Annotated in this window: 17 protein-coding genes and 1 riboswitch; of the genes, 10 read left to right on the forward strand and 7 right to left on the reverse strand. The window is 29.7% G+C overall.

What is annotated here, in order from left to right; all coding sequences use genetic code 11:
• The first annotated feature begins 125 nt into the window (after nucleotides 1-125).
• Entirely contained in the window at nucleotides 126-317 is a 192-nt protein-coding gene (locus PZA12_RS00370; RefSeq protein ID WP_011967430.1) for a ferredoxin, read from the forward strand.
• A gap of 221 nt (nucleotides 318-538) precedes the next feature.
• Here the strand turns inward: PZA12_RS00370 and thiT are convergent, their stop codons facing one another.
• Both thiT and PZA12_RS00380 read right to left on the reverse strand, forming a co-directional pair.
• A complete protein-coding gene (thiT, locus tag PZA12_RS00375; RefSeq protein WP_077841930.1) occupies nucleotides 539-1,216 on the reverse strand; it encodes an energy-coupled thiamine transporter ThiT in 678 nt (225 codons plus the stop codon).
• Nucleotides 1,217-1,270: 54 nt separating this feature from the next.
• Nucleotides 1,271-1,371: riboswitch (TPP riboswitch) on the reverse strand.
• Between the two features lie 404 nt (nucleotides 1,372-1,775).
• Nucleotides 1,776-2,624, reverse strand: a complete 849-nt coding sequence (locus tag PZA12_RS00380; protein ID WP_077841928.1) for a DegV family protein — start codon at nucleotides 2,622-2,624, stop codon at nucleotides 1,776-1,778.
• A 460-nt stretch (nucleotides 2,625-3,084) separates the two neighbouring features.
• Between PZA12_RS00380 and PZA12_RS00385 the strand changes: the two genes are divergently transcribed.
• The 6 genes from PZA12_RS00385 (at nucleotide 3,085) to PZA12_RS00410 (ending at nucleotide 10,718) form a co-directional block, all read left to right on the forward strand.
• Entirely contained in the window at nucleotides 3,085-5,193 is a 2,109-nt protein-coding gene (locus tag PZA12_RS00385) for an anaerobic ribonucleoside triphosphate reductase (protein WP_078117587.1), read from the forward strand.
• 604 nt (nucleotides 5,194-5,797) lie between these two features.
• Complete coding sequence (gene nifV / locus PZA12_RS00390) at nucleotides 5,798-6,967, forward strand: homocitrate synthase (RefSeq protein WP_011967434.1); 1,170 nt, start codon at nucleotides 5,798-5,800, stop codon at nucleotides 6,965-6,967.
• Between the two features lie 15 nt (nucleotides 6,968-6,982).
• The gene (locus PZA12_RS00395; RefSeq protein WP_078117586.1) at nucleotides 6,983-8,905 is read left to right on the forward strand and encodes an aconitate hydratase; all 1,923 of its coding nucleotides are present in this window, start codon (nucleotides 6,983-6,985) and stop codon (nucleotides 8,903-8,905) included.
• A gap of 202 nt (nucleotides 8,906-9,107) precedes the next feature.
• Entirely contained in the window at nucleotides 9,108-9,617 is a 510-nt protein-coding gene (gene nrdG / locus PZA12_RS00400) for an anaerobic ribonucleoside-triphosphate reductase activating protein (protein ID WP_078117585.1), read from the forward strand.
• Between the two features lie 165 nt (nucleotides 9,618-9,782).
• Complete coding sequence (locus tag PZA12_RS00405) at nucleotides 9,783-10,394, forward strand: DNA-3-methyladenine glycosylase (protein ID WP_078117584.1); 612 nt, start codon at nucleotides 9,783-9,785, stop codon at nucleotides 10,392-10,394.
• A gap of 126 nt (nucleotides 10,395-10,520) precedes the next feature.
• Complete coding sequence (locus PZA12_RS00410; protein WP_038457010.1) at nucleotides 10,521-10,718, forward strand: hypothetical protein; 198 nt, start codon at nucleotides 10,521-10,523, stop codon at nucleotides 10,716-10,718.
• A gap of 55 nt (nucleotides 10,719-10,773) precedes the next feature.
• Here the strand turns inward: PZA12_RS00410 and PZA12_RS00415 are convergent, their stop codons facing one another.
• Together PZA12_RS00415 and PZA12_RS00420 are read right to left on the reverse strand one after the other, a co-directional pair.
• Nucleotides 10,774-11,739, reverse strand: a complete 966-nt coding sequence (locus PZA12_RS00415; RefSeq protein ID WP_078117583.1) for a glycosyltransferase family 2 protein — start codon at nucleotides 11,737-11,739, stop codon at nucleotides 10,774-10,776.
• A 75-nt stretch (nucleotides 11,740-11,814) separates the two neighbouring features.
• A complete protein-coding gene (locus PZA12_RS00420) occupies nucleotides 11,815-12,900 on the reverse strand; it encodes an HD-GYP domain-containing protein (protein WP_077841923.1) in 1,086 nt (361 codons plus the stop codon).
• Between the two features lie 381 nt (nucleotides 12,901-13,281).
• Between PZA12_RS00420 and serC the strand changes: the two genes are divergently transcribed.
• Complete coding sequence (gene serC, locus PZA12_RS00425) at nucleotides 13,282-14,364, forward strand: 3-phosphoserine/phosphohydroxythreonine transaminase (RefSeq protein ID WP_077837355.1); 1,083 nt, start codon at nucleotides 13,282-13,284, stop codon at nucleotides 14,362-14,364.
• Between the two features lie 502 nt (nucleotides 14,365-14,866).
• On the opposite strand, the gene asnS is transcribed toward serC, so the two are convergent.
• The 3 genes from asnS to murC all read right to left on the reverse strand — a co-directional run bounded on the left by asnS (nucleotide 14,867) and on the right by murC (nucleotide 18,708).
• The gene (gene asnS / locus PZA12_RS00430; RefSeq protein ID WP_078117582.1) at nucleotides 14,867-16,261 is read right to left on the reverse strand and encodes an asparagine--tRNA ligase; all 1,395 of its coding nucleotides are present in this window, start codon (nucleotides 16,259-16,261) and stop codon (nucleotides 14,867-14,869) included.
• A gap of 332 nt (nucleotides 16,262-16,593) precedes the next feature.
• A complete protein-coding gene (locus tag PZA12_RS00435) occupies nucleotides 16,594-17,292 on the reverse strand; it encodes a metallophosphoesterase family protein (RefSeq protein WP_078117581.1) in 699 nt (232 codons plus the stop codon).
• 36 nt (nucleotides 17,293-17,328) lie between these two features.
• Nucleotides 17,329-18,708: a UDP-N-acetylmuramate--L-alanine ligase gene (gene murC, locus PZA12_RS00440; protein ID WP_078117580.1), complete on the reverse strand. Its 1,380-nt coding sequence runs from the start codon at nucleotides 18,706-18,708 to the stop codon at nucleotides 17,329-17,331.
• Between the two features lie 286 nt (nucleotides 18,709-18,994).
• On the opposite strand from murC, the gene purR reads away from it, so the two are divergent.
• Both purR and spoVG read left to right on the forward strand, forming a co-directional pair.
• Nucleotides 18,995-19,810, forward strand: a complete 816-nt coding sequence (purR, locus tag PZA12_RS00445; RefSeq protein WP_077837359.1) for a pur operon repressor — start codon at nucleotides 18,995-18,997, stop codon at nucleotides 19,808-19,810.
• 328 nt (nucleotides 19,811-20,138) lie between these two features.
• Nucleotides 20,139-20,414 carry a septation regulator SpoVG gene (gene spoVG / locus PZA12_RS00450; RefSeq protein WP_011967445.1) on the forward strand — a complete coding sequence of 92 codons (276 nt, stop codon included), beginning with the start codon at nucleotides 20,139-20,141 and terminating at the stop codon, nucleotides 20,412-20,414.
• Nucleotides 20,415-20,435: the final 21 nt, after the last annotated feature.

Here is a 20,435-nt window from a genome sequence, read left to right on the forward strand (position 1 = left end):
AAACTTCTTTTCCTTATACTATATTTATTTCATTATTTTAAATTATATTATTAAATATACATAACTTAATATTTCTTGGGAAATAATAAGTTTGTAATTTGATATTAGAGGAGATGAAGTAAACCATGAAACCAAAAGTAGATAAAGATACTTGTATAGCTTGTGGATTATGTCCATCTATATGTCCAGAGTGCTTTGACATGCAGGATGATGGAAAAGCAGGAGCTATAGTTGATGAAGTTCCAGAAGGTTGTGTAGATGAGGCAAAAGAAGCAGAAGAAAGCTGTCCAGTAAATGCAATTGAAATAGAAGAATAAAATTTAATTGCAAAATACAACTAAAACGTCTAAAATAAATAATATTTATTTATTATTTGATCAAAAATAGGATTAATTTTGTTTTATAAAACAAAATTAATCCTATTTTTATTCTATATGTTTTGCATTAATAAGCTTAAAACGCAGATAAGTGAAATGTTTAATTACTACGTAGAGCTTCGAAACTTAATTGTATATATATAAATTGTTTTATATAATAGTTAGTTTGAAATAGTATTTACTGATGATGCATGAAATATTCTTTCTATAGGAAGAACAGCTAAAATTACTAAGCATATGATTCCTTCTATTCCAACCATAGGACCATTAACAAGCAAAGAATAAACTACTGGAGACATTCCTTCTGGGGCAAATGATCCAAAGAAAACTATACCAGAAATAAGATGACATAAAAATCTGACCAGTACTGCAATGCTTACCCCAACTAACTTTCTTTGTTTGAAAAATCCGGCAAGACCTAATGCTGTAAAGGGCAATGGATAATCAAACAAAACTTGAACAGGATGTAGTATATATGGATCCAGTATTAAGGTTATTACACCATAAAGAAATCCTGTTAAACATCCAACTTCAGGACCATATATGAATGCTATGAGTAATACTGGTATCATGCTGCCTAAAGTTATGCTACCACCTTGAGGAAAATGATATAATCTTAGCATTTTTAATATAGTGGCTAACGCCAATGCTATACCAATCCTAGCAATTAGTTCTGGAGTGAATTTTATCTTTCTTGCCTTAGCTAATACTATAAGCAGTAAAATACATCCTAATAAAGTTATAATGGACATTGGACTTGCAAGAATGTCTTGAATGTTTTGTGAGAAATTCTGGAAAAGTTTGGAAAACTGTTCGATCCAATCATTAAAAATTGACATAAAAAAACCTCCTTAATTGTGCTCGGAGATTATCAACCAAATAAATAGTTTAAAGTTTTTAAGAGGTTGCATTCCCTACGCTAGAATTAACTAGATCAGGTTTTAAGGGTTTATGAATATCAAATCTCAGCCGCTCGGCTCCCCTAGCACATTATAAATATATTACACTTACACTATTTTATACCTATTATTATAGATAGTCAATTAGATTGTATGTATTAAATTTGTTATTATTACTTAAATTGGAATGTGAATTTGAGCTAGAAGCAATCAAATTTATAGAGTGATGTGGGATTGTGTTATTTGGTAATTTATTTGATGAAATGGTGAAGATATCATCATTTCTATTGACAATAGTAGCATCTTTATATGTTGAATCTAATATAAAATCTTTCATAATAACAAAACAGTCCTTTCAGTAAAGATTTCTTTGTTATTATTATTTACAAGTAGAAAAGTAAGTATACTTGTAAAAGATTAAAGAACTAAATAAAAAAATATGAATTTTAATATTTAGCTCTTTAATTATGAGTAAATAGTTAACATATATATTTTTCGATTAATCTAATCTTTCAACTATAAATCCAACAAGACCAGGTCCGGTATGAACGCCAAGAGCAGGTCCTATTGATCCTCCTAAAGTACATTCAATTAGATTAGGAAGATCTTTTATAGAATCATAAAGCATTTTAGATTTCTCAGGTGCATTCCCATCTAAAACCCAAACTTTACATTTATGATTTTCTAGATAATTTGTTAATATATTTGTTAATTTAGATATACACTGTTTTATGCCTCTTATCTTACAAACCGTATGGTATATGCCGTCATCGCCAACAGTAATAATAGGCTTTAGATTGAGTACACCCGCTATAGTTCCGGCAACTTTACCAACTCGGCCTCCCTTTATTAAGTATTCTAATGTATCTATTGTAAAAAACACGTCAATCTTATCTCTAAAGGAAGGTAAGGTCATTACTATTTCATCAAAGGATTTCCTTTGCTTTATTAGGTTTAGAGTTTCAATGACCATAGCTCCTTCTGACATAGTTAAAGTCATAGAATCAAATACCAAAGTTTTCACTTCAGGGACATTTTCAGATGCAAGTCTTGCAGAGTTATAAGCGCCAGAAAGGCCACTTGATATTGTTATAATAATTGCATGTGTATATCCCTCATTTTTTACCTGTTCCAAAGCATCTGTAAAATCCTCAACGCCAGGTAAGGAAGTTTTAGGTATCTCCTTAGGCAAATATTCATATAAAGTCTTTGGTGTTATATCTATTCCATCAATATACTCTCTATCAGAGAATATAATTTTAAACGGGACTACTTTAATATTATTTTCTATTACGAAATTTGCATTCAAATCAGAAGCACTATCAGTTATTAATGCTATTTTATCCATATTAGTTCCTCCTAGAAATGTATAGTCTTAGTTTAATTATAACACTATTTGTAAAAATTACATTTCTTATAGCTTACTTAAAGAAATAATTTGTATTATAAGTTTTAAATAATAAATTCCATTATTTATAAAATTGTTTGGTTTGCATAACATGATAGTTTGAAATAAATTCTACTCAATTAAGCTTTTAGAACACAGATAATAATAATTTTCTTATAGCTTATTATGAAAAAATACTTGAAATCATAGTAAATTACAACAATAAAGATTATCTACAATAAGTCAAATATAAAAAAGTCGTAAAAAATGAATAAATCGAAAGATAATAGGATGTAAATTAAGATAATTAAAATCTAGTGGTTTAAAAATAAAAAATTAGAAGTATTGCTAATGAATACCTAATACAGTATAATAGTACGGTAGTAAAAATACTATATATTGTGCCATGGAGGGAATAATAATGCTATATGTTGTGAAACGCGATGGAAGAGAAGTTGAATTTAATTCAGATAAGATAGCTCAAGCAATTAAAGGATCAGCTAGTGAAATCGGTTTAAATTTAAAAGAAAGTCAAGTTCTAGATACCGTACATAAGGTGATTACGTATATAGAAGAAGAGTATAAAAAGACTATAACTGTAGAACAAATACAAAATTTTGTAGAGAAGGCATTAAGAGATGAGGGACACAAAGATATAGCAGTCGCTTATTCAGCATACAGACGTGAAAGAACTAAAGTCAGAGACATAAAATCAGATTTAATGAAAGCTATAAGACAAATTGGAGTTGAAACTGATAGAGATAATGCAAATGTAGGAAATAACTTCAGCTCTAAGTTATTAAGAATAGCATCTGAATCAAATAAGTGGAATACACTAGCTACTATGCCAAAGAATTTAGCAAAGGCTCATGAGAATGGAGACTTATATTATCATGACTTAGATAGCTATAATTTAACTGTAAACTGCTTGCATATACCAACAAAAGAGATATTAGAAAATGGATTTAATACTGGATATGGGACAATTAATGCTCCTAAGAGAATTGAAACCGCTGCTGAATTATCATGTATATTATTACAATCAACTCAAAATGATATGTTTGGTGGTCAATCTCATCCAGATTTTGATAATGATATGGCTATATTTGTAGAGCCAACTAGAGAAGAAATTAGAGAAGAATTATTGGAACTAGGTGTATCAGACGAAAAGTTAGAAGCTATGGTAGAAAAGAAAGTAAGAAAAAAGGTACAACAAGCAATGCAGGGTGTAGTTTATAACCTTAATACAATGCATTCTAGAGCAGGATCTCAAGTACCATTTAGTTCAATTAATATTGGTTTACCTACAAGCTCAGATGCAGCATTAGTATGCGAAGTTTTTCTTTTAGAATATGAAAAAGGATTAGGTAAAGGTGAACAACCAATTTTCCCTAATATAATTTTTAGAGTTAAATCAGGTGTTAATAGAGAAGAAAATGATGAATATTTTTATTTATATAAGCTAGCATGTAGAGTGGCTGCAAAGAGAATGAATCCAACTTTTATGAATATCGATGCAGATTTTAATAAAGAATATTACGATAAAGGTTATGTTCCAGCTACAATGGGATGTAGAACTTATCTTATGAAAAATATAAATGGTGAACCTGGTTGTAAAGGAAGAGGAAATATAGCACCTACAACTCTTAATCTTCCAAGAATAGGCTTGCAGGCTAAAAATGATATAAATAAGTTTTTTAGTATATTGGATGCAAGATTAGAATTAGCAAAAGATTCTTTAATGCATAGATATGAGATTTTAAAAAATCTAAGAGTTAAGGATTTACCTTTTGTCGCAGGTCAAGGACTTATGAAAGGTTCAGAAGGATTAAAACCCGATGATTCTATAGAGCCAATATTAAAGCAAGGAACTTGGGGAATAGGATTCATAGGTGTTGCTGAAACCTTATTAGCTTTAGTTGGAAAGCACCATGGTGAAGATGAAGAAGCAAGGAAATTAGGAATAAAGATTGTTGAACATATAAGACAATACTGTGATAGACTTACAGAGGAATATAAGTTAAATTGGAGCTGTTATGCGACTCCAGCAGAAGGACTTTCGGGTAAGTTTATAAAGCAAGATCAAAAGATATTTGGATTGATAAAAGGAGTAACTGACAAGGAATATTACACAAATAGTTATCATGTACCTGTTTCATACCCAATATCTATTAAAGATAAGATTGATATTGAAGCGCCATATCATAAACTTTGCAATGGTGGGCATATAAGTTATATTGAAGTAGATGACACACCAGATGCAGAAACAATAATGGATATAATAAATTATGCATATAGAAATACTAATATCAGTTATATGGGTATTAATTTCCATATAAGATATTGTAGAGAATGTGGTACTTATCTTCAAAACAATGAAAACAAGTGTCCTAAATGTGGCAGTCAGAATATTCAAGGAATATCAAGAGTTACAGGATATTTAAGTTTAGATGAAAGATTTGGTGCTGGAAAGTATCATGAAAGAGAAGATAGAATATCACATACTGAGAGACATGGGCATCATTACTAAAAGTATACTGATGATAGATTTTTAATTTATAAATTATAATATAGAAAAGGAAGATGGATTTATTAATCTCATCTTCTTTTTTTATTTAAAAATATATCAATATATATTTTTAAATATTTAATTCATCAGATGTTATATTGGATTATAAGGCAATATAAAACAAATAATCTTATGGGGAATGAGTTATATAATACAGAAGTTATATATTAAGGAAGCAAAAAAACATATTTTCTATAAGAATTATTAAAAAATAGAGGCATAAAAAGTAAACTTTAATATATTAATGAAATTAATAGAGAATATAATGTAACTATTTGGTATGAATACTAAATATATTGGGTAAATCTGTTAAAGAAAATGGACTGTTAATTTATCAATGTATTGCAACATCAAAAAAAAAACTTGCAATAATTGAGAGTATTTTCATTAAAAACAATTAAAATTTGAAAATACATGAAGGAGAGTAGCTGTTTCGTTGCAAAAAAATAAAATAAATCTTGTATAGATTTATTAATATATGATATTATAAATATACAGTAAAAATGTTAATTTATTAAAAATATGCTTTAAGTAATAAGAAAATAATATAAATGGGGGGACTAAAATGGCACTTAGTAATTTAAAAACTAATAAAAAAGTTTCTATAGTAGATACTACTCTTAGAGATGGTGAGCAGACAGCAGGGGTAGTTTTTGCTAATGAAGAAAAAATAGTAATAGCAGAAATGTTAAGTGACTTAGGTGTTGATCAGCTAGAAGTAGGGATTCCTACAATGGGCGGGGACGAGAAGAAGGCTATAAAAGAGATTGTAAAAAGAAATTTAAAGCCTAGTATTATGGCATGGAATAGAGCTGTAGTCAGCGATATAGAACAATCAATAGATTGTGGAGTTGATGCAGTTGCCATATCAATATCAGTATCGGATATACACATTCAGCATAAACTTAAAACATCTAGAGAATGGGTATTAGAAAGCATGGTTAAATCTGTAGAATTTGCAAAGAAAAATGGCCTTTATGTATCTGTTAATGGGGAAGATGCATCTAGAGCAGATAAAGACTTTTTAGTTGAATATATTAATGCAGCTAAACAAGCAGGTGCAGATAGATTTAGATATTGCGATACTGTAGGAATTATGGAGCCATTTAAAATTAGAGATGATATTAAATATATATATGATAAAACAGGCTTTGATATAGAAATGCACACTCATGATGACTTTGGAATGGCAACAGCTAATGCGGTAGCAGGGATTAAGGGTGGAGCATCGCATGTTGGAGTAACTGTAAATGGTCTTGGAGAAAGAGCGGGTAATGCAGCATTAGAAGAAGTTATAATGGCATTAATGCTTGTTTACGGATATAATGGCGATGGAATAAATACGCAAATGTTTAGAGAAGTATCACAATATGTATCAAGAGCATCAGGAAGAGAACTTCCAATATGGAAAGCTATTGTTGGAACAAATATGTTTGCACATGAATCAGGAATTCATGCAGATGGAGCAATAAAAGATCCTAAGAATTATGAAGCGTTTGATCCAGATATAGTTGGCCTTGAAAGGCAAATTGTTATAGGAAAGCATTCAGGAAGAGCTTCAATAATAAATAAATTTAGAGAATATAATAGAGAACTTACAGAGGATGAAGCAAAAGGAATACTTGAACTTGTAAGAGCTACGTCAGTTAGATTAAAGAGAACTTTATTTGATAAAGAAGTAGTTCAATTATATAAAGAGTATCATAGACGATTAGAAGAAAGAAATAAGCAATAATAGGGGGGCGTAAACGTGGGAGATAATTTAGTTTATAAGATTTTAAAAAGCCACATTGTTGAAGGTGAATTAAAGGCAGGAGAGCCTATAGCATTAAAGATTGATCAAACGTTGACTCAAGATTCAACAGGAACAATGGCATATCTTCAATTAGAAGCTATGGGAATAGATAGAGTTAAGACAAAGAAATCAGTAGCATTTATAGATCATAATATGTTACAACAAGGTTTTGAAAATGCAGACGATCATAAGTTTATTCAAACAGTTGCATCTAAATATGGAGTATATTTTTCAAAGCCAGGGAATGGAATCTGTCATCAAATTTTCTTAGAAAGATTTTCAACACCAGGAGATACATTAATAGGTTCTGATAGTCATACCCCAACAGCTGGTGGTGTTGGTATGCTTGCCATGGGTGCAGGTGGATTAGATGTTGCTCTTGCTATGGGAGGTGGAGCGTACAATATTAACACTCCAAAAGTTGTAAAGATTGAACTAACTGGAAAATTAAATAGAATGGTTGCTGCAAAAGATGTTATTCTTGAAGTCCTAAGAAAATTAACAGTTAAAGGCGGTGTTGGTAAAGTATTTGAATATGCCGGTGAAGGTGTTAAGACACTTTCAGTTCCAGAAAGAGCTACTATAACTAACATGGGAGCAGAACTTGGAGCTACAACTTCAATTTTCCCAAGTGATGAAAGAACATTAGAATTTTTTAAGGCACAAGGAAGAGAAGAAGACTTTATAGAATTTAAGCCAGATGAAGATGCGGTATATGATGAAGTAGTAACAATCAATTTAAGTGAATTGACACCACTTACAGCTAAGCCTCATAGTCCAGATAATGTTGCTAAAGTTAGTGAAGTTGGTAAGATTAAAGTTGACCAAGTATTTATAGGAAGCTGTACTAACTCTTCTTATGAAGATTTAATGAAAGTTGCAAAGATATTAGAGGGAAATAAAGTACATCCAGATGTTAGTTTGGTAATTGGACCAGGATCAAGGCAAGTTATGGAGATGATAGCTAGAAATGGAGCTCTAGCAGATATAATTAGTTCAGGGGCAAGAATACTTGAAAATGGTTGCGGACCATGTATCGGTATGGGTCAATCACCAGGAACTGATGCAATTTCGCTTAGAACTGTAAATAGAAACTTCTTTGGTAGAAGTGGAACATTATCAGCACAAATATATATAGTAAGTCCTGAAACTGCTGCAGTTTCGGCTATAAATGGATTTTTAACTGATCCAACAGAAGTAGATGTAGATTTAACAATAGATATGCCTAAGGAATTCTTAATAGATGATTCAATGATTTTAGCACCGGCACCAACAAATGCTGAAGTTGAAGTTGTTAGAGGACCAAACATTAAGCCATTCCCAGTAAGTAAGCCGTTAGCTGAAGAATTAGATGGTAAAGTACTAATAAAGGTTGAAGATAATATTACAACTGACCATATTATGCCTTCGAATTCTAAGTTATTGCCATTTAGATCAAACATACCTTATCTTGCAGAATATTGCTTCAACACAGTTGATGCAGAATTCCCTAAGAGAGCTAAGGAGTTTAATGGTGGATTTATAATTGCTGGAGGAAATTACGGACAAGGCTCAAGTAGAGAACATGCAGCATTGGCACCACTATACTTAGGAGTTAAGGCTGTTATAGCTAAATCATTTGCAAGAATTCATAAAGCAAACTTAATTAATAATGGAATAGTTCCTATGGAGTTTAAGAATGAAGCTGATTATGATAAGATTGAGTTAACTGATGATTTGAAGATGGAAGACATTCAAACAGCTTTAGAATCAGGAACAGTTAAAGTTAAGAACTTAACTAAGGGAACTGAGTTTGAAGCTACAGTTGATTTAACAGAGAAAGAAATTGCTGTTATTAAAGAAGGCGGAAGACTTAATTACGTTAAAGCAAATAGTTAATTATAAGATAAAGAGTGAAAATGCAGGGTCTTTAAGACTCTGCATTTTTTATACAAATAAGCATGTAAACTTAAGGATTATAATTCAAATTTAAGATGGGTGTAATATGCAGGTGATTTGTAAATGTGATTATACTTACGTTATAATTAATTATCTAATAGAATGTATATAAATAGATTGATGAGAAAGAAGTGTAAGTTTGATGGAAAAGACTATAAGATTAGCAGGAATAGCATATGAGAGTTTAGTTAACGGGCCTGGTATAAGGAGAGTATTTTTTTCACAAGGTTGTAAACATAACTGTAAGAGTTGTTTTAATCCTGATACTCATGATTTTTATGGCGGAGAACAAAGAGATATAGATGAATTAATTAGTGATACATTAAATAATGAAATTATAAAGGGAGTAACATTTAGTGGCGGAGATCCGTGGGAACAGGCAGATAAATTTGCATATATGGCAAAGGAGTTTAGAAAAAAAGGCTTAAATATTTGGAGCTATACAGGATATACATATGAATATATTTTAGAAAATAGGGATTCTAGATTAGGCTGGAGCGATTTATTAAACAATATTGATGTTCTTGTAGATGGAAGATTCGAAGAAACTAAGATGTCAGATGGACTTAAGTTTAGAGGTTCAACTAATCAAAGAATAATAGATGTTAAAGAAAGTATAAAAAAAGATAAAATTGTTATTATAGAATTTTAGTATTAATATAAGATGTTTTTGAAAGTATCCACAAATATGTTAGTATAATTAGAAAAGCTGTGGATTATTATTTGAACTATGTGGATAAATTTTGGAGTAATAAAATAGGCGCATATATCACAACATAAGTTATATTACTTATAGTGAAAGTTAGGTGAATGGAGCTTGATTTTAAATAAAGAATTTTATAAACAAGGTGCATTAATTTTAGCGAAAGAACTTTTGGGAAAAGTTATTATAAGAAAGGTTGACGGAGTGACCTTAAGAGCTAAAATTGTTGAAACAGAAGCGTACATAGGGGAAATAGATAAGGCATCGCATGCTTATAATGGAAGAAGGACTGAAAGAACTGAACCTTTATTTAGAGAAGGTGGGATTGCTTATGTTTATTTTATTTATGGAAAATACTATTGTTTTAATGTTATAAGTGGATTAGAAGATAAAGGAGAGGGAGTTCTAATAAGAGCATTGGAACCGTTAAATGAATTTGAGTATCTTGCAAAAAAAAGGTTTAATCAAAATTATGATGAACTTTCAGAAACAAAGAAAAAGGCAATTACAAATGGACCGTCAAAACTGTGCATTGCATTTTCAATAGATAAATCAGAAAATTATAAAAGGTTATATGAGGAAGGTGACTTTTATATAGAAGAAGGAGAAAAAGATACGTTTAAAATAGTAGAAACGAAAAGAATCGGAATAGATTATGCAGAAGAAGCAATAGATTTTCCATGGAGATTTTATATAGAGGGAAATAAATACATATCGAAAAAGTAGCAAACTTTCAATGTAATTTCTATTGGCATTTAATTTAAATACAAATTTTTACTAAAAAGAAATAAAGCGTAATATATTTAATACGATAAATCTATCATGAGATATTTTTTTATAGGAGATAGATTTATGATTACTAGAGTAATTAATAGAAATTTTAGTACGTATAAATATAAAAAGAGAAAAGCATCTTTAAAAATAAAAGTTACTAAAGAAAATATTATATCGTTTAGTGAAATACTCGAGAATGTACAAATGCTTAGGAAAAAAGGAATTATATCAGTATCAGATCTTAATAGAAATATATCTAAGTCTATAAAAAAATAGTAATATAAAGATGACAGTACATGGATTAATTAAGGCATGTATTGTCATCTTTATATTACTCATTTTCTTTATCAACATTGATTAATTTATCTGAAATGATAAATCTAGGTCTGTGTTTAGCTTCATTATATATTTTCCCGATATATTCCCCTATTACGCCAAGAGATAAGAGCTGAACTCCGCCAAGCACCCAAATGGAAAGGGTTAATGAAGTCCAACCAGTAACTGTACGGCCTAAAATTTTAACTATAAGAGTATAAAGTAGGGCTGCACCTCCAGCAAAAAATATAGTAAAACCAAGGAGGGTTATTAATCTTATTGGTTTTATGCTAAAGGATGTAATTCCGTCCAAGGCAAAGGCTATCATCTTTTTTAGAGGATATTTAGATTCACCAGCAAATCTTTCATGACGTTCATATTCAACAACTGAGTATTTATATCCTATTAATGGAATCATTCCACGAAGAAATAAATTAACTTCCTTATATTGACTTAGCCCGTCTACAACACGTTTGCTCATAAGTCTATAATCTGCATGATTATAGACCATGTCTACGCCCAGAATACGCATTAATTTATAAAAACCTAATGCAGTTGTTCTCTTGAAAAAGGTATCAGTTTCTCTAGTGGATCTTACTCCATAAACAATATCGCATCCATCATAATATTTTTCTACAAATGCATCTATGACATCTATATCATCTTGTAAATCTGCATCTAATGATATAGTCATATCTGAATAATCTTTAGCAACCATGAGCCCAGCAAGTAAGGCGTTCTGGTGGCCCCTGTTCCTTGAAAGATTAATTCCTGAAAATATATTATTTTTAGAATGAAGCTCTTCAATTATGCTCCAAGTTCTATCTTTTGAACCATCATTAACAAAAAGTATTTTGCTTTTATTAGATATTAAGTTATTTGAAATCATAGTCTTAATTTTTACTAGCAATCTTTTACTAGTTTCGTGTAAAACTTCTTCTTCATTGTAGCAAGGAATTACAAGATATAGTATATCCTTCATAAAATCGCCTCCAATGATTAGTATAACCAAATAAATTAACAATATTATTCAATTGTAGTTTTAATATTCATTATTTTATAATTCATATCTTATATTTGATATAACTACAGAGGTTTCGCTTATTAAATTAATTTCAGTATTAACCCTATCTGGTCTAGAACTTTTAAGAATTTTTACAATAGGTCTTAGTGGGAAGTTAGGTATAGTTTCTTGTACAACAGCTATGTCACCATTACTTAGATCAACTAAAGTTCCTTTTGAGAAAGGAATTACAATTTTGCAGAATATATTAACAATTTCATAGTCAAATTTTTTGCCTGCATTAGACATTAAATATTCAAGAACATCACTTGGAAACATTGCTCTTTTATTAGGTCTACCGGTTGATAAAGAGTCATATGCGTTAGCAATGCTTACAATTTTACTTAAGGTATTTATCTCATCATTAGCTAGCTTATTAGGATAACCTAATCCATCAGGTCTTTCATGATGCTGTAGTGTTATTATTTTGCTATTAGCGCTCAGATTATAAGAGTCTGATAAATATTTATATCCGAGTATTGGATGTTGGTCTAATATCGTAACTTCTTCATCCGTTAGTTCTTCTTCTTTCATAAGAATTTCTTTTGGAATAAATGTTTTCCCAACATCATGAAGCAAAGCTCCAATACAAAGATATTGAAGTTGTCTTTTTGGAAGCTTCAGTGCAATTCCAAGGACTAGCGATATTACAGCAACATTCACAGAATGAGAGTAGATATAATTATCCATGCTTCTTATGTCTATTAGTGAAAGTAAGACACTTTTATTATTTAGAACATTTTCAATTAAATCTTCAGCCATAGACTCAATATTATTGAAATATACTGATTCCTTTTTTGAAAACTTATCAGCAACAGTAAGTCTATTTATATTTGAAAAAGCTTCTTTTATTGTTAGAATTGCTTTTTGTCTTAATTCAGGTTTAATAATATCTTCAATTTCATCAGAACTAAATTCATCAATTATATATATTGATAAAATATTTAAATCCTTTATCTTAAAAATAATTCTTTCACTAAGGACCATACCAGCCCTTACTAATACTCTACCATCAGAATCATATAATGTCTTACCAATAACTGTATTCGGTTTTACACATTCAATTGGAATTAATCTCATATTATCTTCTCCTCAAATGTTGGTTATAGTACAATTTACAACATAATTCTTAGTTAAATGTTAAACATAATAGTAGTATATCAGTAAAATTGGCGTATTTATAGTATTATGATGAAAAAATATATTATTTTGTTTAACATATTTAAAAAATAGAACTAACTACTAGTTAGAAAACAGGTCTGATAGTTAGATTTTTATACAACATATTTAATATAGGATACTAAACTCATAATTGATAATAAGTTAAGTATTTTAGCAGATTTGAGTATATATAAGTCCATTAACTTTTTATATTAATAAATGATAATTTTGTTACTTGATATTTAAATTGTGTTATAATATTATAGATTACAAATAAAAATATCAAAGGGGGCTTTTTCAATGTCAAGAGTTTATAATTTTTCAGCAGGACCAGCTGTATTACCAGAGTCAGTCCTAAGAGAAGCAGCGGGGGAAATGCTAGACTACAAGGGGACAGGCATGTCAGTTATGGAGATGAGTCATCGTTCTAAAGCGTTCGAAGAAATCATCACAGATGCTGAAAAGACATTAAGAGAATTAATGAATATTCCGGATAACTATAAGGTATTATTCCTTCAAGGTGGGGCATCACAACAATTTGCAATGATTCCAATGAATCTAATGAAAAATAGAGTTGTAGATCATATTATTACAGGGCAATGGGCAAAAAAAGCAGCGTCAGAAGCAAAAATATTTGGAAAGGTTAATATATTAGCGTCTTCAGAAGATAAAACTTTTTCATATATACCAGATTTAAAGGATTTAAAAGTTTCAGATGATGCAGACTATGTTTACATATGTCATAACAATACAATCTATGGAACTACGTATAAAGAATTACCAAACGTTGGGGATAAGATATTAGTAGCAGATATGTCATCGGATTTCTTATCAGAGCCAGTAGATGTATCAAAATATGGACTAATATTTGCAGGAGTACAAAAAAATGCAGGACCAGCTGGTGTTGTTGTAGTAATAATTCGTGAAGATTTAATCACAGAAGATGTATTACCAGGGACTCCAACAATGCTAAGATATAAGGTTCATGCAGACAATAAATCACTATATAACACACCACCAGCATATGGAATATATATATGCGGAAAAGTATTTAAATGGGTTAAAAACAAGGGTGGACTAGAAGCTATGAAGAAAATTAATGAAGAAAAAGCTTCTATTCTATATGATTTTCTTGATTCAAGCAGTATGTTTAAAGGAACTGTTGTAAAGAAAGATCGTTCTTTAATGAATGTACCATTTGTAACAGGTTCAGATGAACTAGATGCTAAATTTGTAAAAGAAGCTAAAGCAGCAGGATTTGAAAACCTAAAAGGACATAGAACAGTTGGTGGGATGAGAGCAAGTATATATAATGCTATGCCAATTGAAGGTGTTAAAGATTTAGTAGAATTCATGAGAAAGTTCGAAGAAGATAATAAGTAATAGAATAAAAATAAATTAAATTTAAGGAGATAATCAGGTTTTGGTTATCTCCTTAATTAATTTTATAAATAAAATTATACTAATATCTGAATTTATAATATGTATTATGTATAGATAATCAATACAATATATACAATTTTAAATGTTATTAGTACATGTAATATTTTTATAAGCTAATATTAGATTAATTGCCATATAAAAGACATATATAAGAATATTCAGGTGTAGATTACAGATGAAATAAATTGCAGATAAATCTATAGAGGTGTAATAGCCATATAAAGATATTCAAACAGAATACAAGGTAGAAAAATTTAATATAAATATGGTTTGGATTAGTTCATAAATCCTAATTTGCTAACTAACTTGATAGAATTTTAAAGGCAAAGTTACTATTGCAATATATATATTAAATTAATCATGATATAATATCAAAAAAGGAGCTATCGAATTAATCGATATACCCCTCTTTATTAATAATATAAAATTAACAGTTAATTAATTAGAACTCGCTTGTTCCAGGAGTTCTAGGGAATGGAACTACGTCTCTAATGTTAGTCATTCCTGTTATATACATAATTAATCTTTCGAAGCCTAAACCAAAACCAGCGTGTTTAGTTTCTCCATATTTTCTTAATTCTAAATACCACCAGTAATCATCTTCGGATAGGTTTAATTCAGTCATTCTATCTTTTAGAACATCTAGTCTTTCTTCTCTTTGGCTACCACCTATAATTTCTCCGATTCCTGGTACCAAAAGATCAGTAGCTGCTACTGTTTTTCCATCTTCATTTAATCTCATATAGAAAGCTTTAATGTCTTTAGGATAGTCTGTTACAAATAGTGGCTTTTTAAAGTGTTCTTCAGTAAGATATCTTTCGTGTTCTGTTTGTAAATCAATACCCCATGATACATCGTAATCAAATTTCTTTCCACACTTTTGTAGTATTTCAACAGCTTCTGCATACGTAACTTTAGCAAAATCTGATGAAACTACGTGATTTAATCTTTCTAATAAACCTTTATCAACAAATTGATTAAAGAATTCTAATTCTTCAGGACATTCATCCATAACATATTTAATAACATACTTAAGCATATTTTCAGCAAGTTCCATATCATCTTGTAAATCTGCAAATGCAATTTCAGGTTCAATCATCCAAAATTCAGCAGCATGTCTTGTAGTATTTGAATTTTCAGCTCTGAATGTTGGTCCAAATGTATAGATATTTCTAAACGCTAAAGCAAAGCATTCAGCATTTAACTGACCAGATACAGTAAGATTAGTCTCTTTGCCAAAGAAATCCTTGCTGAAATCTACACTTCCATCTTTGCTTAATTCAGGAGTTTTAGGATCAAGTGTTGTTACCCTAAACATTTCTCCAGCACCTTCACAATCGCTGCCAGTTATTATTGGTGTATGAGTATACACGAAATTTTGATCTTGAAAGAACTTATGTATCGCGTAAGCAGCAACAGAGCGAACTCTAAAAGTTGCAGCAAATGCATTACTTCTAGGTCTTAAATGAGCTATTGTTCTTAAGTATTCAAAGGTGTGTCTCTTTTTTTGAAGTGGATAATCAGAGTTTGACATACCTTCGATAATAATATTCTTAGCCTGAATTTCAAAAGGTTGTTTTGCTTCAGGAGTAGCAACTAAGGTACCGATAACTGAAATTGAAGAACTTATAGGTAATTTAGATATTTCTTTGAAGTTATTTAACTTATCGTCAAAAACTACTTGAATATTTTTAAAGAAAGAACCATCATTAACTTCTATAAATCCAAAAGCGTTAGATGATCTTAAAGTTCTTATCCAACCTGATATTGTTATTTCCTTTGATAAGAAATCATCAGTATTTCTGTAAAGACTTCTAATTAAAATTGATTTTGCCATATTGCATGACCTCCATTTTATAATTAATCTTGTGATCAAAACATATTATTAATGAAAAAAATTTTTCACTATTTTAAAATATCATTTATGTAACCTATTACCCTTGATAATAAATAGATTTTACAATACTTTTTTGGTGAATGCAACTTAGGACCTGTCCCTAAACATATAATAAATCAGTGCTTTAGATCGCCTGAGTATAAATAATACGTGAAATAAATATATAAATTATAGATATATGTAATTTATAATAAAAAAGCTTTATTTTTTATAGTAAAATTATAAAAAATAAAGCTTTTTTTATATTAAGAGTATTTATTTAACATGCTTGTCTATTCCAAGCCATTTTCAAAACTCTGAATCAATTCTTTTGGAAAGTTTAACATTGTCATATCTTTAACTATTCTTTTATAGGCGTAGGGAATTTCTTTTATCTGAACTTTCATTCCATCTTCCTTACTGATATTTAGAATACAATAAGTGCTATTTGGTCTACCAATCTTAGGCTTTCCAACACTACCAGAGTTTATATATACCTTATTTTTAAAGTCCTTCATTCCAGGTATATGCGTATGTGCACAAATTAATACATCGTTAGAAATAGAGTTCATAACTTCTGAAGTATTATCTCCATCCTTTAATAGATATTCATCTATTTTATCTGGACTTCCATGAACAAATAAGAGACTTTTATTAGCAATATTCAAAGTTAAAGTTGAAGGTAAATTAACAAGAAATAGTCTGTTTTCTTCTCTTAATTCTTTAACGGTCCAAGGAAGAGAAAAAGCATTAATAGGAGTCTCTCTTATATATGAATATTCATTATTAACTACAGAACTATCATAATTTCCTCTTATGCAAAGAATATGACGTCTTCTGATCATGGAAATTACTTCGTTAGGGTGAGGACCATAACCAACCAAATCTCCTAGGCAAATAATTGTATCAACTTTCTCAATATCAATATCTTCTAAAAGATTAATAAGAGCATAGACATTAGCATGAATATCTGAAATTATTGCTATTTTCATGAGCATTCCTCCTAAGTTATTTAGCAAAGTAAGTATTTAGGCTTTTAAGTATTTTTCCCCAACAATAACTACATCACCAGCACCTACTGTTAATAGCAAGTCACCAGAAACTAGTTTTGATTTTACGTAATTAAGTGCTTCATCATGTGAGTGAACATTGGTACATTTCAATCCTTTATTTCTTAATGCATCACCAAGTTCGTCAGAAGATACTAGTCCAGTATTTTTCTCTCTAGCTGCATAGATGTCCATTAGTATAAGTTCATCTGCATCATTGAAACATTCTGTAAATTCATCAAATAGGGCCTTTGTTCTAGTATATGTGTGAGGTTGAAAAATACAATAAGTCTTATTATGATTCATTTGTTTAGCAGTACTTAATGTGGCTTTAATCTCTGTAGGGTGATGAGCGTAGTCATCTATAACAGTTACACCATTTAATTCTCCCTTATATTCGAATCTTTTATGCGCTCCTTTGCAGTTTGATAATCCTTCAATAATACAGTCATTAGAAATATTAAATATAAGAGAAACACAAATTGAAGCAAGGGCATTCAATATATTATGCTTACCTGGCACATTTAAAGTAATATTGAATAAGTTTTTACCGTCCTTATACACATCAAAAGTGGCACATCCATTTGTATTGAAATGAATATTTTTAGCAGTTAAATTAGCATTGTCACTAAATCCATAACTTAGAGTATTGCAATTTATCTTAGACAGAATTTCATTTACCCTTTGATCGTCAGCATATCCAACAAGATAACCATCTTCTGGGATAAGTCTTGAGAATTGTAAAAATGTATCAGCAATTTCATCTATATCTTTATAGTAATCAAGATGATCAGAATCAATATTTAGAATTATTCCAACATAAGGTGGGAATTTTAAAAATGAACGTTTATATTCACAAGCTTCAGTTAAGAAATATTCACTATTACCAATCCTGAAATTTCCTCCAATTGCATCTAATTCACCACCAACTAAGATAGTTGGATCTAAATTATCAGCAAGTGTTATATGAGAAAGCATGGATGTACATGTAGTCTTTCCATGGGTTCCAGATATTGCAACACTGTATTTGTGGCCCTTCATAATTTGCCCTAAAAATTCAGCTCTGTCCATTAATGCAATATTTTTTTCCTTGGCTTCTAAAAGTTCAGGATTATCAGATGGGATTGCAGCGGTATAGACTACTAAATCTACATTGTTAATATTCTCTCTTCTATGACCTATGTAAATTTCAGCACCTGAAGATCTTAATTTATCAATGATTGCAGAATCCTTAAAGTCAGAGCCAGATACACTATAACCACTATTTAATAAAACAGCAGCAAGTCCGCTCATACTAATTCCACCAATGCCAATGAAATGAATTTTTTTATCTTTATCTTTTATAAAATTGAAAGACAAATGATCAACTCCTTTTTAATTAATAAAACTAAATGTTATTATAAGTTCCAAAATTTGAGTATAAAATTTTTAGTTTTATACTTTAACTATAATTATATACATTTTTCAAAAAATCAACCATAGTAAAAAATAAATACACAATATTTTATGCATATTTAGCGAGTTTGTGAACAAGTTATAAATATAAATTAACTTTATAACTAAAAATATTGATATTAACTTGAAATTAGCATAAAATATGAATATTAAAGCGATTTAATATAAAAAAATTCGTGTGGGTGATTTTATGGAGAAGTTTACAAGAAATAATAGGGTAGTTGCCATAACAAAAATATTATTAGAAAACCCAAATAAAATATTGGGATTAAATAAATTTTCAGAATTACTAAATGCGGCTAAATCTACTATAAGTGAAGATATTGTCGTTGTTAGAGAAATTCTAGAAAGACTTGAAATGGGTAAAGTTGAAACAATTGCAGGAGTAGCAGGGGGGATAAAATATATTCCTCAAAGTGGCGAAGAAGAGAAGAAAGCTTTTGCATTAGAACTATGTCAGCAATTAAGTGATGATGGAAGAGTTATACCAGGAAATATAATATATATGACGGATCTAATGTATGATCCTAAGATAATAAATAAAGCAGGAGTTATGCTTTCATCATGTTTTCAAGGAAAAGAGATTGATTATGTAATAACAGTAGAAACTAAAGGTATTCCTTTAGCTTATGAGGTTGCTAGAAATTTAGGAGTACAATTAGTTATTGCTAGAAGAGATAGTCAAGTAACGGAAGGGCCAACAGTTACTATAAATTATGTGTCGGGAAGCAATGGAAGGTTGCAACAAATGTCACTATCAAAAAAATCCATGAAACCATCAAGTAGATGTATATTTATCGATGATTTCATGAAGGGTGGAGGAACTGCAATAGGTATTAAGGACTTATTAAAAGAGTTTGATAGTGAGCTAGTAGGAATAGGTGTATTAGTCGATAATAAACAAATTGAAAAAAAATTAGTAGACGAATATGTTTCCATTGTAGAGTTAAAAGCTGTTGATAAATCAGCAATTATAGGAATACAACCTTCAAAAACATTTTCTTAAAATTAACAGAAAATTTTACTCTAAAGATAATGCGTAATTCCAAATGCTTTTAATTTGGTATACATATAAATAAATATTAAATTTGTAGCTAGTACCAACAAAAAACATGAATTTCATTGAGAATATTTATTGTTACTTCAAGTTGTCGTGAATAGAAATTGTTCTGAAATTCAAATAGGACAATCTCAGAAATTTAGTATTTGTATAAGATTACACAAAAAAATAAATTTTATAAGGATTTATCAAATATAAAAAAGGAATTTAGAAATTTGTGGAGAAATTATATAATATTAAATATTTTTAAGGCAACTGGGAGGGGTGGAGTAAAATGCAAATAACAGATGTTAGAATTAGAAAAATTGCATCAGAAGGTAAAATGAAAGGAATAGTTTCTGTCACATTTGATAATGAATTTGTAGTTCATGATATCAAAGTTATAGAAGGACAAATGGGTTTATTTATTGCTATGCCTAGTAGAAAAACACCAGATGGAGAATTTAAGGATATAGCTCACCCAATAAATACAGAAGCAAGAGAAAAAATACAAACTGCAATTTTAGAAGCTTATGAAAAAGCAGTTTCAGAAGAAGTTGTAGAAGGCTAGGTTTTTAACAAAAGGAAGTTT

It is taken from the genome of Clostridium beijerinckii (genome assembly GCF_036699995.1).
GTDB lineage: Bacteria > Bacillota > Clostridia > Clostridiales > Clostridiaceae > Clostridium > Clostridium helianthi.